The sequence below is a fragment of the Streptomyces caniferus genome (assembly GCF_009811555.1).
Taxonomy (GTDB): Bacteria; Actinomycetota; Actinomycetes; order Streptomycetales; family Streptomycetaceae; genus Streptomyces; species Streptomyces caniferus.
This window is the reverse complement of record NZ_BLIN01000005.1, coordinates 2,367,968-2,382,472: the sequence shown is the minus strand read 5'-3', so window position 1 is coordinate 2,382,472 and position 14,505 is coordinate 2,367,968. Positions and strand designations below refer to the sequence as shown.

13 protein-coding genes are annotated in these 14,505 nt (G+C 70.3%); all 13 read left to right on the top strand.

The genetic code is table 11. The annotated features are described in order from the left end of the window. Window positions 1-11 precede the first annotated feature (11 nt). The 13 genes from Scani_RS27060 (at window position 12) to Scani_RS27000 (ending at window position 14,492) form a co-directional block, all read left to right on the top strand. A complete protein-coding gene (locus Scani_RS27060; RefSeq protein ID WP_371872378.1) occupies window positions 12-1,775 on the top strand; it encodes a UDP-N-acetylmuramoyl-L-alanyl-D-glutamate--2,6-diaminopimelate ligase in 1,764 nt (587 codons plus the stop codon). A gap of 62 nt (window positions 1,776-1,837) precedes the next feature. After that, entirely contained in the window at window positions 1,838-3,289 is a 1,452-nt protein-coding gene (locus tag Scani_RS27055) for a UDP-N-acetylmuramoyl-tripeptide--D-alanyl-D-alanine ligase (protein ID WP_159480424.1), read from the top strand. 5 nt (window positions 3,290-3,294) lie between these two features. Continuing rightward, window positions 3,295-4,359 (top strand): phospho-N-acetylmuramoyl-pentapeptide-transferase, encoded by a 1,065-nt coding sequence (mraY, locus tag Scani_RS27050; RefSeq protein ID WP_030085860.1) that lies wholly within the window; start codon window positions 3,295-3,297, stop codon window positions 4,357-4,359. Next, window positions 4,356-5,861, top strand: coding sequence for a UDP-N-acetylmuramoyl-L-alanine--D-glutamate ligase (gene murD / locus Scani_RS27045; protein WP_159480423.1), 1,506 nt, complete (start codon window positions 4,356-4,358; stop codon window positions 5,859-5,861). The genes mraY and murD overlap by 4 nt, the downstream gene beginning before the upstream one ends. 63 nt (window positions 5,862-5,924) lie before the next feature. Beyond that, complete coding sequence (ftsW, locus tag Scani_RS27040) at window positions 5,925-7,271, top strand: putative lipid II flippase FtsW (RefSeq protein ID WP_159480422.1); 1,347 nt, start codon at window positions 5,925-5,927, stop codon at window positions 7,269-7,271. Window positions 7,272-7,277: 6 nt separating this feature from the next. Beyond that, window positions 7,278-8,369 (top strand): undecaprenyldiphospho-muramoylpentapeptide beta-N-acetylglucosaminyltransferase, encoded by a 1,092-nt coding sequence (gene murG, locus Scani_RS27035; RefSeq protein WP_159480421.1) that lies wholly within the window; start codon window positions 7,278-7,280, stop codon window positions 8,367-8,369. Between the two features lie 23 nt (window positions 8,370-8,392). Then, on the top strand, window positions 8,393-9,208 hold the full coding sequence (locus Scani_RS27030) for a cell division protein FtsQ/DivIB (protein ID WP_159480420.1): 816 nt from the start codon (window positions 8,393-8,395) through the stop codon (window positions 9,206-9,208). A 281-nt stretch (window positions 9,209-9,489) separates the two neighbouring features. Beyond that, on the top strand, window positions 9,490-10,719 hold the full coding sequence (ftsZ, locus tag Scani_RS27025) for a cell division protein FtsZ (protein ID WP_159480419.1): 1,230 nt from the start codon (window positions 9,490-9,492) through the stop codon (window positions 10,717-10,719). 14 nt (window positions 10,720-10,733) lie between these two features. Continuing rightward, a complete protein-coding gene (gene pgeF / locus Scani_RS27020; protein ID WP_159480418.1) occupies window positions 10,734-11,498 on the top strand; it encodes a peptidoglycan editing factor PgeF in 765 nt (254 codons plus the stop codon). After that, complete coding sequence (locus Scani_RS27015) at window positions 11,495-12,217, top strand: YggS family pyridoxal phosphate-dependent enzyme (RefSeq protein WP_246296175.1); 723 nt, start codon at window positions 11,495-11,497, stop codon at window positions 12,215-12,217. Before pgeF ends, Scani_RS27015 begins: the two co-directional genes overlap by 4 nt. Before the next feature lie 127 nt (window positions 12,218-12,344). Further along, window positions 12,345-12,965, top strand: a complete 621-nt coding sequence (locus Scani_RS27010; RefSeq protein WP_159480416.1) for a cell division protein SepF — start codon at window positions 12,345-12,347, stop codon at window positions 12,963-12,965. A gap of 71 nt (window positions 12,966-13,036) precedes the next feature. After that, window positions 13,037-13,330 carry a YggT family protein gene (locus tag Scani_RS27005; protein ID WP_085924893.1) on the top strand — a complete coding sequence of 98 codons (294 nt, stop codon included), beginning with the start codon at window positions 13,037-13,039 and terminating at the stop codon, window positions 13,328-13,330. A gap of 49 nt (window positions 13,331-13,379) precedes the next feature. Further along, window positions 13,380-14,492 (top strand): DivIVA domain-containing protein, encoded by a 1,113-nt coding sequence (locus Scani_RS27000; RefSeq protein WP_159480415.1) that lies wholly within the window; start codon window positions 13,380-13,382, stop codon window positions 14,490-14,492. Window positions 14,493-14,505 lie beyond the last annotated feature (13 nt).

Genomic DNA, 14,505 nt, shown 5'->3' with positions numbered 1-14,505 from the left:
GCAATCCCGCCGTGACGACCATCACCCCCGACGGCACCCCGGACGGCACCCCCGTCCCGGGCGACTGCTCCTCTCCACGGCCCTCACTTCGCCCCGGGCCGGTGGTGCCCGGTACGCTCACCGCCGTGTCACACGCTGATCAGTCCCCGAAAGCCCAGCACGCCGCGAAGGGCGGGCCCGGTACGTATCCGGGAGCGCCGCGCCCTGAAACGGTCCGCCCCACCCCCCTGGCGGACCTCGCCGAGCAGCTGGGATGCCCCGCCCCGGATCCCGGCCGTCCCGATGCCATGGTCACCGGCATCACCCATGACTCCCGGGCGGTCCGCCCCGGCGACGTCTACGCCGCGCTGCCCGGCGCCCGTCTGCACGGCGCCGATTTCGTCGCCCAGGCCGCCGACCTCGGCGCCACGGCGGTCCTGACCGACCCGTCGGGTGCCGAGCGCGCCGTGGCGACCGGCCTGCCGGCCCTCGTCGTCGAGAACCCGCGCGCCCGGATGGGCGCCCTGGCCGTCTCGATCTACGGCGCGCCGGGCGAGGACCTCCTCCAGATCGGCATCACCGGCACCTCCGGCAAGACCACCACCGCCTACCTCATCGAGGGCGGGCTGCGGGCGGCTGCCGCGAAGCGGGCCGACGGGGGACTGACGGGCCTGATCGGCACCGTCGAGACCCGTATCGGCGACGAGCGCATCAAGTCCGAGCGCACCACCCCCGAGGCCACCGACCTGCAGGCGCTGTTCGCCGTGATGCGCGAGCGCGGCGTCCGCGCGGTCGCCATGGAGGTCTCCAGCCACGCCCTGGTCCTCGGCCGGGTCGACGGCTGCGTCTTCGACGTCGCGATCTTCAACAACCTCAGCCCGGAGCACATGGAGTTCCACTCCGGGATGGAGGACTACTTCCAGGCCAAGGCCCAGCTGTTCACCAAGGCCCGCAGCCGGGCCGGCGTCGTCAACCTCGACGACGAGTACGGCAAGCGGCTGGCCGAGGGCGAGTCCGAGGTCCCGGTCACCACCTTCTCCGCCGAGGGCCACCCGGACGCGGACTGGCGGGCCTCGGACGTCGAGGTCGGTGCCCTCGGCTCGACCTTCACCGTGCACGGCCCGGACGGCCAGACCCTGCGCGCCGCCTCCCCGATCGCCGGCCCGTTCAACGTCGCCAACGCGCTCGCCGCGATCACCTCCCTGGTCGTCGCCGGCATCGACCCGCAGACCGCGGCCGACGGCGTCGCCGCGGTGCCCGGTGTCCCCGGCCGCCTGGAGCGCATCGACGCCGGCCAGCCGTACCTGGCGGTCGTCGACTACGCCCACAAGACCGACGCCGTCGAATCGGTTCTGCGCGCGCTGCGCAAGGTCACCGACGGCAAGCTGCACGCCGTCCTCGGCTGCGGCGGCGACCGCGACCCGCACAAGCGCGGCCCCATGGGTGCCGCCGTCGCCCGGCTCGCCGACACGGCCATCCTGACCTCCGACAACCCGCGCAACGAGGACCCGCTCTCGATCCTCGCCACCATGCTCGCGGGCGCCGCCGAGGTCCCCATTCATGAACGCGGCACGGTGCTGGTCGAGGAAGAGCGGGCCGTCGCCATCGCCGCCGCCGTCGCCCGCGCCGAGCCCGGCGACACCGTGATCGTCGCGGGCAAGGGCCACGAGCAGGGCCAGGACATCGCCGGAGTGGTACGCCCCTTCGACGACCGTCAGGTGCTGCGCGGCGCCATCGAGGACTCGTTGACCACACCGCAGTCGCAGCAGTCACCGCAGCCGAACCACCAGGGATGACACACCGCCATGCGCGCACAACCCCTTTACCGTCACCGCCCGCCCCTCGCCGGGGGTGACCTGTGATCTCCCTGTCGCTCGCCGAGATCGCGAGCATCGTCGGCGGCCGGCAGCACGACATACCGGACGACGGCCGCCGGGTGACCGGACCGGTCGTGGCGGACTCCCGCGCGGTATGTCCCGGCGCCCTGTTCGTGGCCTTCGCCGGTGAACGGGCCGACGGCCACGACTTCGCGCCGGGCGCCGTCGAGGCAGGCGCGGTGGCCGTTCTGGCCGCCCGCCCCGTCGGCGTCCCCGCGATCGTCGTCGACGACGTGGTCGCGGCCCTCGGCGCGCTCGCCCGCGCCGTCGTCGGGCGGCTGGGCACCACCGTCGTCGGCCTTACCGGCTCGGCCGGCAAGACCAGCACCAAGGACCTGATCGCCCAGCTGCTGCAGCGCTCCGGTCCGACGGTCTGGCCGGAGGGCAACCTCAACAACGAGATCGGGCTGCCGCTGACCGCGCTGCGCGCCGATGAGACGACCCGTCACCTCGTCCTGGAGATGGGCGCCCGCGGCGTCGGCCACATCCGCTACCTCGCCGGGCTGACCCCGCCGAGGATCGGTGTGGTGCTGAACGTCGGCAGCGCGCACATCGGCGAGTTCGGCGGCCGTGAGCAGATCGCCCTGGCGAAGGGCGAACTCGTCGAGGAGCTGCCGGCGGCCGAGGACGGCGGGATCGCGGTGCTCAACGCCGACGACCCGTACGTGCGCGCCATGGGCCCCCGCACCCGCGCCCGCACGGTCCTGTTCGGCGAGTCCGAGGACGCCGCCGTACGCGCCGAGAATGTCCGGATCACGGAGGCCGGTCAGCCTGCCTTCACGCTTCACACACCCTCCGGGTGCAGCGATGTGACCATGCGGCTGTACGGTGAGCACCACGTGTCGAACGCGCTCGCCGCGGCCGCCGTCGCCCATGAGTTGGGCATGCCCGTAGACGAGATCGCCACTGCGCTCTCCGAAGCCGGCACGCTCTCCCGCTGGCGTATGGAGGTCACCGAGCGCGCGGACGGCGTGACGGTCGTCAACGACGCCTACAACGCGAACCCCGAGTCCATGCGAGCGGCGCTGCGAGCGCTGGTCGCCATGGGCGCAGCCGCCAAGGCGAAGGGCGGTCGTACGTGGGCGGTGCTCGGTGAGATGGCCGAGCTCGGCGGGGAGTCGCTCGCCGAACACGACGCGGTCGGGCGCCTGGTCGTCCGGCTCAACGTCAGCAAGCTCGTGGCAGTCGGCGGCAGGGAAGCGGCCTGGCTCGACATGGGCGCCAAGAACGAGGGTTCGTGGGGTGAGGAGTCGGTGCACGTGTCCGACGCGCGGGCGGCGGTCGACCTGTTGCGCAGCGAGCTGCGACCGGGAGACGTCGTGCTGGTGAAGGCGTCCAGGTCGGTGGGGCTGGAGCGGGTTGCCGCGGCTTTGCTGAACGACGAGGGCATTGCGGGCGCAGCGGGCGCTGAGGGCGGAGTCGCGTCCCGATGAACTCGATGAAGCAGATCCTCTTCTCCGGAATGATCGGGCTCTTCCTGACCCTGATCGGTACCCCGGTGCTGATCAAGCTGCTGGCCAAAAAGGGATACGGGCAGTTCATCCGTGACGACGGCCCGCGCGATCACCACAGCAAACGCGGTACGCCCACCATGGGTGGTATCGCCTTCATCCTGGCCACGATCATCGCCTACGTGCTGACCAAGGTCATCACGAGCAGTGACCCCACCTTCTCCGGTGTGCTGGTGCTGTTCCTGATGGCGGGCATGGGCCTGGTCGGCTTCCTCGACGACTACATCAAGATCGTCAAGCAGCGTTCGCTGGGCCTGCGGGCCAAGGCCAAGATGGCCGGTCAGCTGATCGTCGGCATCGCCTTCGCCGTGCTCTCGCTGCAGTTCGCCGATCTGCGCGGGCAGACCCCGGCGTCCGACCGGCTCTCCTTCACCCAGGACTTCGGCTGGCAGATCGGCCCGGTGATCTTCGTGATCTGGGCGCTGTTCATGATCCTGGCGATGTCCAACGGCGTGAACCTCACCGACGGCCTCGACGGCCTCGCCACCGGCGCCTCGGTGATGGTCTTCGGCGCGTACACGTTCATCGGCATCTGGCAGCACCAGGAGTCGTGCGCCAACCAGATCACCGCGGGGCCGGGCTGTTACGAGGTACGCGATCCACTCGACCTCGCGGTCGTGGCCTCGGCCCTGATGGGCGCCTGCTTCGGCTTCCTGTGGTGGAACACCTCGCCCGCCAAGATCTTCATGGGCGACACCGGTTCGCTGGCCCTGGGCGGCGCGCTGGCCGGTCTGGCCATCTGCTCCCGTACGGAGCTGCTGCTGGCCATCCTCGGCGGTCTCTTCGTCCTGATCACCATGTCCGTGGTCATCCAGGTCGGCTCGTTCCGGCTCACCGGTAAGCGGGTCTTCCGGATGGCGCCGCTCCAGCACCACTTCGAACTCAAGGGGTGGTCGGAAGTCCTGGTGGTGGTCAGATTCTGGATCATCCAGGGCATGTGCGTGATCGTCGGACTCGGCATCTTCTACGGCGGCTGGCAGGCCGCGAAGTGAGCACCCCGAGCCCGGCGGACTTCGCCGGTCAGCACATCACCGTCGCCGGCCTGGGCGTGAGCGGCATCAGTGCCGCCCGCGCGCTGGCCGGCCTCGGCGCCCACGTCACCGTCGTGGACGGCGGTGACGGCGAGAAGCAGCAGGCCGCCGCGCGTGAGCTGGAGCATTGGGCAGCGGCGCAAAGCGCCTCCGGCAAGGGCGGTGGTGGGCGACGGGTGGGCGGGATCACCGTCCGCCTCGGCGACGGCGCGTCCCTCCCCGAGGGAACCGACCTCGTCGTCACCTCGCCCGGCTGGAAGCCGGACAGCCCGCTGTTCGCGGCGGCCGAGGCGGCCGGGGTGGACGTGGTCGGCGATGTCGAGATCGCCTGGCGGCTGCGGGGCCCGGACGCCGCGGCCTGGCTCGGGGTCACCGGCACCAACGGCAAGACCACCACGGTCCGGATGCTGGCCTCGATCCTGGCCGCCGAAGGGCTGCACACCACGGCCGTCGGCAACATCGGCACCCCGATCATCGATGTGATCCTCGGCCAGGGCAAGGACGGCGAGCGCCCCTACGACGTGCTCGCCGTCGAGCTCTCCAGCTACCAGCTGCACTGGGCGCCGTCGCTGCGCGCCCACTCCGCCGTGGTCCTCAACCTCGCGCCCGACCACCTCGACTGGCACGGCTCCATGCAGGCGTACGCCGCCGACAAGGGCCGGATCTACGAGGGCAACACCGTCGCCTGCGTCTACAACGTGGCCGACAAGGCGACCGAGGACCTGGTGCGCGAGGCCGATGCCGAGGAGGGCTGCCGTGCCATCGGCTTCACCCTCGGCACCCCCGGCCCCTCCCAACTGGGCGTCGTCGAGGGCATCCTCGTCGACCGCGCCTTCGTGGAGAACCGGCAGCAGCAGGCCCAGGAGCTCGCCGAGATCTCCGACATCGCGCCCGGTTCCGGGACCCCCGCCCCGCACAACATCGCCAACGCCCTCGCGGCGGCGGCGCTGGCCCGTGCCTTCGGCGTCCGGCCCGCCGCCGTACGCGACGGGCTGCGTGCCTTCCATCCGGACGCCCACCGCATCCAGCACATCGCGGAGCTCGACGGCGTCACCTACATCGACGACTCCAAGGCCACCAACACCCACGCCGCCGAGGCGTCGTTGGCGGCGTACGAGCACATCGTGTGGATCGCCGGGGGCCTCGCCAAGGGCGCGACCTTCGACGAGCTGGTGCAGAAGTCGGCGGCCCGGCTGCGCGGTGTGGTGCTGATCGGTGCCGATCGGGCGCTGATTCGCGAAGCCCTGGCGCGACACGCCCCCGATGTCCCGGTGGTCGACCTCGACCGGACCGACACTGGGGCGATGCCCGAGGCGGTCAGGGAAGCGGCTCGCCTGGCCGAGCCCGGTGACACCGTCCTGCTGGCTCCGGCCTGTGCCTCGATGGACATGTTCGTCAATTACAACAAGCGGGGCGAGGCCTTCGCCGACGCGGTCGGTGAGCTGACCGCACGGGACCACTAGACCGTTTCTCCCCGCTGCCGTCGTCAGCCGGCGGCGAGCGCACCTGTGGAGGAGGGGACGAGGATGACGGCCCGATCGGCGAAGCCGGCCCCGTCGCGTCCGCGTCGGCCGTCCACGGCGCGGACGCCGCGTACAGGCCGCGCACCGGGCGGTCCCCGGGGGCTCCGCACCCGTCTCCAACGGGCCTGGGACCGCCCGCTGACCGCGTACTACCTGATCCTCGGCGGCAGCCTGCTGATCACCGTCCTGGGGCTGGTGATGGTCTACTCGGCGTCCCAGATCAAGGCGCTGCAGTCCGGTCTGGCCCCGACGTACTTCTTCCGCAAGCAGCTGCTCGCCGCCGTCCTCGGCGGCGGGCTGCTGCTGGCCGCCTCCCGGATGACGGTCCGGCTGCACCGCACGCTGGCCTATCCGCTGCTCGCCGTCTCGGTGTTCCTGATGTGCCTGGTGCAGATCCCGGGCATAGGGGTCGCGGTCAACGGCAACCAGAACTGGATCAACCTCGGCGGCCCTTTCCAGATGCAACCGAGCGAGTTCGGCAAGCTCGCGCTGGTGCTGTGGGGCGCCGATCTGCTGGCCCGCAAACAGGACAAAAGGCTGCTGGTGCAGTGGAAGCACCTGCTGGTGCCGCTGATCCCGGTGGCCTTCCTGCTGCTCGGGCTGATCATGCTCGGCGGCGACATGGGTACCGCGATCATTCTCACGGCGATCCTCTTCGGGCTGCTGTGGCTGGCCGGTGCGCCGACCCGGCTGTTCGTGGGGGTGCTGGGCAGCGCCACCCTGATCGGAGCGCTGCTGATCAAGACCAGCGCCAACCGGATGTCCCGGCTGGCCTGCATCGGAGCGACCGATCCGGGCCCCGGCGACCAGTGCTGGCAGGCCGTGCACGGCATCTACGCCCTGGCCTCCGGCGGATTCTTCGGTTCCGGCCTCGGTGCGAGTATGGAAAAATGGGGAGAACTCCCCGAACCGCACACCGACTTCATCTTCGCGATCACGGGGGAGGAACTGGGTCTGGCGGGGACGCTGTCGGTGCTCGCCCTCTTCGCGGCTCTAGGCTATGCGGGTATCCGCGTGGCCGGACGCACGGAGGACCCCTTCGTACGGTACGCCGCGGGAGGCGTGACCACCTGGATCACGGCCCAGGCCGTGATCAACATCGGTGCGGTGCTCGGCCTGTTGCCGATCGCCGGTGTCCCGCTCCCGCTGTTCTCCTACGGAGGCTCCGCCCTGCTTCCGACGATGTTCGCCATCGGGCTGCTGATCGCCTTCGCGCGTGACGAGCCCGCTGCACGGGCGGCGTTGTCGGCCCGGTCGGCGCGGAAGCCGGTTTCCGGAAGGAAACCGGCTGGGGTGAGATGGAAGACGATGAGACGGCGCGTCAAGAAGCGGCCGTCCGGAGAGCGGTGAATTTCGGTGCATGTCGTACTCGCCGGTGGGGGGACCGCCGGCCACATCGAGCCCGCGCTCGCCCTCGCGGACGCACTGCGGAGGCAGGACCCCACCGTGGGGATCACGGCACTCGGTACGGAGAAGGGCCTGGAGACCCGGCTCGTCCCGGAACGCGGCTATGAGCTGGGCCTCATCCCGGCCGTGCCGCTGCCGCGCAAGCCCACGCCCGAACTGATCACCGTCCCCGGGCGGCTGCGCGGCACGATCAAGGCCGCCGAGCAGATCCTGGAGCGCACGAAGGCGGACTGCGTCGTCGGCTTCGGCGGCTATGTGGCGCTGCCCGGCTATCTGGCCGCCAAGCGCCTCGGGGTGCCGATCATCGTCCACGAGGCCAATGCCCGCCCCGGCCTGGCCAACAAGATCGGCTCGCGGTACGCCAAGTTCGTCGCCGTCAGCACGCCCGACAGCAAGCTGCGCGGTGCCCGCTACGTCGGCATCCCGCTGCGCCGCACCATCGCCACCCTGGACCGTGCCGCGGTCCGCCCGGAGGCGCGGGCCGCCTTCGGGCTCGACCCCAACCTCCCGACCCTGCTGGTGTCCGGTGGTTCGCAGGGTGCCCGCCGGCTGAACGAGGTCATCCAGGCCGCCGTGCCGGCCCTCCAGCGCGCCGGTATCCAGGTGCTGCACGCGGTCGGTCCGAAGAACGAACTGCCGCACGTGGACAACATGCCCGGGATGCCCCCCTATGTCCCGGTACCGTACGTGGACCGGATGGATCTCGCGTACGCCGCGGCCGACATGATGCTCTGCCGCGCGGGCGCGATGACCGTCGCCGAGTTGTCCGCCGTCGGGCTGCCGGCCGCGTTCGTCCCGCTGCCCATCGGCAACGGCGAACAGCGGCTCAATGCCCAGCCGCTGGTCAACGCCGGCGGGGGGCTGCTGGTCGACGACGCCCAGCTGACCCCGGACTGGGTGCAGAACAGTGTGCTCCCGGTCCTGGCCGATCCGCACCGGCTGTACGAGATGTCCCGCTCGGCCTCCGAGTTCGGCCGCCGGGACGCCGACGAGCTGCTGGTCGGCATGGTGTACGAGGCGATCGCGCAGCACAACAAGTAGCGCACGAGAGAAGGCAGGGGAGCGTGGCCGGACCGACAACCGCCCGGCGCGGCGAGAAGAAGTCACCGTCCGGCCCGCCCTCCGCCGCGCCGCCCCGCGCGCCGGGGTCGCGGTGGGTGCGCATTCCTCTTCGCGCGCCGGGCCGCCGTAGTCTGATCATCATCTTGGTCGTCGCGGTGCTGCTCGGCGCGTTCGGCGTCTGGGCCCTCTACGCCTCGAACTGGCTCCGGGTGGAACGCGTCAGGGCCACCGGCACCCGGGTCCTGACGTCGCATGAGGTCATCGCGGCGGCGCGCGCCCCGATGAACGCGCCGCTGGTCTCCGTGGACACGGACGCGCTCGCGCACCGGCTGCGCGCACGGCTGCCGCGGATCAAGACCGTTGACGTCGAGCGGTCCTGGCCGCACACGATCGGTCTGAAAGTGACCGAAAGGAAGCCGGAACTGCTGATCCGGGCGGGCGGAAAGTTCGTCGAAGTGGACGCCGAGGGCGTCCGGTTCGCCACCGTCAGCACGGCTCCCCAGGGCGTTCCGCTTCTGGAAATGGCCGTATCCGACTCCCCGAGCCTGCATCGGTTCGGAATCGACCGGTTGCGGCGCGCTGCGGTCGAGGTCAACCGGGATCTGCCCACGGCCGTGCGCAAGGACGTGCGCAAGGTCCGTGTACGGTCCTACGACGCCGTCACCCTCGAACTGACCGGCGGCCGCACGGTCGCGTGGGGCAGCCGCGAAGAGGGCGCCGAAAAGGCAAAGGTGCTGACCGCACTGCTGAAAGCGGCACACGGCGGGCGTCACTTCGACGTCTCGGTCCCCAGTGCCCCTGCCGTGTCCGGGAGTTGACGCCCGCAGCCGCAGGCCAGCACCCTGGATGGCTACGACTATGGGTGATCACATAGGGTGAAAAGAAAAACGGGAGGTTCGGCGTGTTCGTTGAACGCGCGCGCCTTGTCGACTTAGTGTCTCGTTCCAAAGGGACTTTGGAACCAAGGAACACAGGCACAGGTAACCCTAAACTTCAACGTTAGGGTTCGGGTCGGCGATACGAACCGTCCCATCGGCATCAGTCGGCGTCCACACGCAGTGCGGCGACGACACGTAACTCGAGGCGAGAGGCCTTCGACGTGGCAGCACCGCAGAACTACCTCGCAGTCATCAAGGTCGTCGGCATCGGCGGCGGTGGCGTGAACGCCATCAACCGGATGATCGAGGTCGGGCTCAAGGGCGTCGAGTTCATCGCGATCAACACCGATGCGCAGGCGCTGCTGATGAGCGACGCCGACGTCAAGCTCGACGTCGGCCGCGAAATGACGCGCGGACTCGGCGCCGGCGCCAACCCGGATGTGGGTCGGAAGGCGGCCGAGGACCACCGCGAGGAGATCGAGGAGGTCCTCAAGGGGGCCGACATGGTCTTCGTGACCGCGGGTGAGGGCGGCGGCACCGGCACCGGTGGCGCACCCGTCGTCGCCAACATCGCCCGCTCGCTGGGCGCCCTCACGATCGGCGTGGTCACCCGCCCGTTCACCTTCGAGGGCCGCCGTCGGGCCAACCAGGCCGAGGACGGCATCGCGCAGCTGCGCGAAGAGGTCGACACCCTCATCGTGATCCCCAACGACCGGCTGCTGTCCATCTCGGACCGCCAGGTGAGCGTGCTCGACGCGTTCAAGTCCGCGGACCAGGTGCTGCTGTCGGGTGTCCAGGGCATCACCGACCTGATCACCACACCGGGTCTGATCAACCTCGACTTCGCCGACGTCAAGTCCGTGATGTCGGAGGCCGGTTCCGCGCTCATGGGCATCGGCTCGGCGCGCGGCGACGACCGTGCGGTGGCCGCCGCGGAGATGGCGATCTCCTCGCCGCTCCTGGAGGCCTCCATCGACGGCGCCCGCGGGGTGCTGCTCTCCATCTCCGGCGGTTCCGACCTCGGTCTCTTCGAGATCAACGAGGCGGCACAGCTGGTCAGCGAGGCCGCGCACCCGGAAGCGAACATCATCTTCGGTGCGGTCATCGACGATGCGCTGGGCGACGAGGTCCGGGTGACGGTCATCGCCGCGGGCTTCGACGGCGGTCAGCCGCCGGCCCGCCGCGATGCGCAGTCGGCGCTGTCGTCCCAGAAGCGCGAGGAGCCGGCCGCCCCGGCGCCGAGCCGTCCGGCCACCCCGCCGGAGCCGCGTTCGTCGTCCTTCGGCGGACTGGGTTCGGTGCCCGTACGCGACGAGGAGCCGGCCCCGGCCGAGTCCTCCGCGCTGGGCGAGGTCCCCTCGCCCCCGGCGAGCGCCCCGCAGGTTCCCCCGGCCCGTCCGTACTCGGACTCCGCGGCCGAGGAACTGGACGTCCCCGACTTCCTGAAGTGACGTAAAGCACCGAAGTGATAGGGCAACAGCACCACGAGAGCGGCGCGCACTTCGCCTTCACCGACAGGTGGGGCGGGGTGAGCGCCGCTCCGTATGAGCAGCTCAACCTGGGCGGCGCGGTCGGCGACGACCCGCACGCCGTACGCGCCAACCGCGCGCGGGCCGCCGCGCAACTCGGCCTCGACCCGGCCGCGGTGGTCTGGATGAACCAGGTGCACGGCCGGGACGTCGCGGTGGTCGACGGACCGTGGCACGGCGACGAGGTTCCCGCCGTCGACGCGGTGGTGACGGATCGCCGCGGTCTCGCGCTCGCCGTGCTGACCGCCGACTGCACCCCGGTCCTGCTGGCCGATCCGGTCGCCGGGATCGCGGGGGCCGCGCACGCCGGCCGTCCCGGTCTGGTCGCCGGGGTCGTCCCGGCGGTCGTCGAGGCCATGGTGCAGCAGGGGGCGCAGCCGGCCCGGATCGTCGCGTACACCGGACCGGCGATCTGCGGGCGGTGCTACGAGGTGCCCGAGGCGATGCGTTCCGATGTCGCCGCGGTGGTGCCCGAGGCCCGTGCGACGACCAGCTGGGGCACCCCCGCGGTGGACGTCACCGCAGGTGTGCGGGCCCAACTCGCCGCGGCGGGCGTGCCGGTGCGTGAGGATTCCCACATCTGCACCCGCGAATCCGCGGACCATTTTTCTTACCGGCGCGACCGTACGACGGGGCGGCTCGCGAGCTATGTATGGCTCGGGGACACCCCCGGCCCGCGGCTGGGGGAGGCCGAGCTGTGACGGACGACCGCAAGAGGCAACTGGCCGAGAACCTGGCCCGGGTGGAGGAACGTATCTCCGCCGCCTGCGCCAAGGCCGGCCGGCCGCGTGACGAGGTGACCCTGATCGTGGTCACCAAGACCTACCCCGCGAGCGATGTCCGGTTGCTCGCGGAGCTGGGCGTGCGGCAGGTCGCGGAGAACCGCGACCAGGAGGCGGCTCCCAAGGCCGCGGAATGCGCCGATTTGCCGCTTACTTGGCACTTCGTTGGTCAACTACAGACGAACAAAGTGCGCTCTGCGGCCGGTTATGCCGGAATTGTTCAGTCGATCGACCGGGCCAGGCTCGTCACCGCGCTCTCCAGGGAGGCGGTGCGTGCCGGGCGTGAACTGGGTTGTCTGATCCAGGTGGCGCTCGACGCGGAGGCGGGGGAGCGGGGCGAGCGTGGCGGGGTGGCGCCGGACGGAGTCGAGGCGCTCGCCGAGGCGGTCGCCGGTGCTCAAGGTCTGCGGCTGGACGGCGTGATGACCGTCGCCCCGCTGGCCGGGCCGTACGCCGGCCGTGAACTCGCCGCTTTCGAACGGCTCATGGAAATCTCATCCGACCTGCGCGCTGCTCATCCTGGTGCCAACATGGTGTCAGCAGGCATGAGCGCGGACCTCGAAGAAGCCGTGGCGGCCGGGGCGACACATGTGCGCGTCGGCACTGCGGTACTCGGAGTCCGACCACGGCTCCGGTAACGTCGCCAAGCAAGTCGGACCACAGCACAAAATATGGTCATTCCCGCAAAAAGCGGGCAGGCCGCGTGGATCCAAGGCCCCTGGTGAGTGACGGAGCCGATCCACCACAGAGCGGAGGACGCAGAGAATGGCCGGCGCGATGCGCAAGATGGCGGTCTACCTCGGCCTCGTGGAGGACGATGGGTACGACGGCCGGGGGTTCGACCCCGATGACGAGTTCGAGCCCGAGCTTGACCCGGAGCCCGACCGGGGGCGGCGTCAACAGCACCCAGTGCAGGCCGAAATTCCCCCCGAAAGGGAGGAACCCATCCGTGCCGTGACACCTCCGGCGCAACGTGAACCGGCCCCGCTTGCCGCGGAAAACGGACGACCCGCGCGAATCGCCCCCGTGGCATCCATCACACCCGAACGTCCAAATCTGGAGAAGAACGCACCGGTGATCATGCCCAAGGTTGTGTCCGAGCGGGAGCCCTACCGCATCACCACACTCCACCCCCGGACCTACAACGAAGCCCGTACCATCGGGGAACACTTCCGCGAGGGCACTCCGGTGATCATGAATCTCACGGAGATGGACGATACTGACGCGAAGCGACTTGTCGACTTTGCGGCCGGTTTGGTGTTTGGTCTTCACGGCAGCATCGAGCGGGTGACGCAGAAGGTGTTCCTGTTGTCGCCTGCTAACGTCGATGTCACGGCGGAGGACAAGGCCCGCATCGCAGAGGGCGGGTTCTTCAACCAGAGCTGAGACGCAACACCGGGCACACCGCGGCCGTGAGGCCAACACAGAGCAAGGCAAGGGGAGAGGGACTGCGCGAGATGAGTGTCTTTGGTCAGGTGATCTACATCGCGCTGTACTGCTTCCTGATCGTGTTGATCTTCCGGCTGGTGATGGACTATGTCTTCCAGTTCGCCCGTTCATGGCAACCCGGCAAGGCGATGGTGGTCATTCTTGAGGCCGCCTACACTGTCACTGATCCGCCACTCAAGCTTCTGCGGCGGGTAATTCCGCCGCTGCGTCTCGGGGGCGTGGCGCTCGACCTGTCCTTCTTCGTATTGATGATCATCGTGTACATCCTGATCACCGTCGTGAGGACGGTGTTGTTGGTGTGAACGATACGGTCTTGCCGATTGCCGACGACTACGTTGAGGTGAAGTAGAGATGCCGTTGACCCCCGAGGACGTGCGGAACAAGCAGTTCACGACCGTCCGCCTCCGAGAAGGCTATGACGAGGACGAGGTCGATGCCTTCCTCGATGAGGTCGAAGCCGAACTGACCCGGCTCCTGCGGGAGAACGAGGACCTTCGCGCCAAGCTTGCCGCTGCCACCCGCGCCGCGGCGCAGAACCAGCAGCAGCAGGGGCTGCGCAAGGGACCGGACCAGCAGCAGGAGCAGCAGCAGCGGCCCGGGGCACCGGTGCCCGCCGCCATATCCGGTCCGCAGCCGGTCCCGCCGCAGCAGCAGCAGGGGATGGGTGGCCCTCCCCAACTGCCTGGTGGTGCACCGCAGCTGCCTCCTGGTCCCGGTGGCCACGGCCCCGGTCCGCAGGGCCCGCACGGCCCCGGTCCGATGGGCCCCGGCGGTCCCATGGGTGGCCCGATGGGCGGCCCCGGCGGACCGCAGCTGCCGCAGGCTGCCCAGCAGGGCGGCCCCGGCGGTGACAGTGCCGCACGCGTGCTGTCGCTGGCACAGCAGACCGCCGACCAGGCGATCGCGGAGGCCCGTTCCGAGGCCAACAAGATCGTCGGCGAGGCGCGCAGCCGTGCCGAGGGCCTGGAGCGGGACGCCCGCGCCAAGGCCGACGCGCTGGAGCGGGACGCGCAGGAGAAGCACCGCGTGGCGATGGGCTCGCTGGAGTCGGCCCGCGCGACGCTGGAGCGCAAGGTCGAGGACCTGCGCGGCTTCGAGCGCGAGTACCGCACGCGGCTGAAGTCGTACCTGGAGAGCCAGCTGCGTCAGCTGGAGAACCAGGCCGACGACTCGCTGGCCCCGCCGCGGACCCCGGCGGCCCCTTCGCTGCCGCCGTCCCCGTCGATGGCGTCGGCCGGTGCCGGCACCATGGGCGGCAACCACACCATGGGTGGCGGCCAGCAGATGGGCGGCAACCACTCCATGGCCGGCCAGTCCAACGGTGGTCCGTCCTACGGCGGTCAGCAGCAGATGTCGCCGGCGATGACCCAGCCGATGGCTCCGGTGCGTCCGCAGAGCCCGCAGCCGATGCAGCAGACGCCGTCGCCGATGCGCGGCTTCCTCATCGACGAGGACGACAACTGACGTCCGCGTAGCG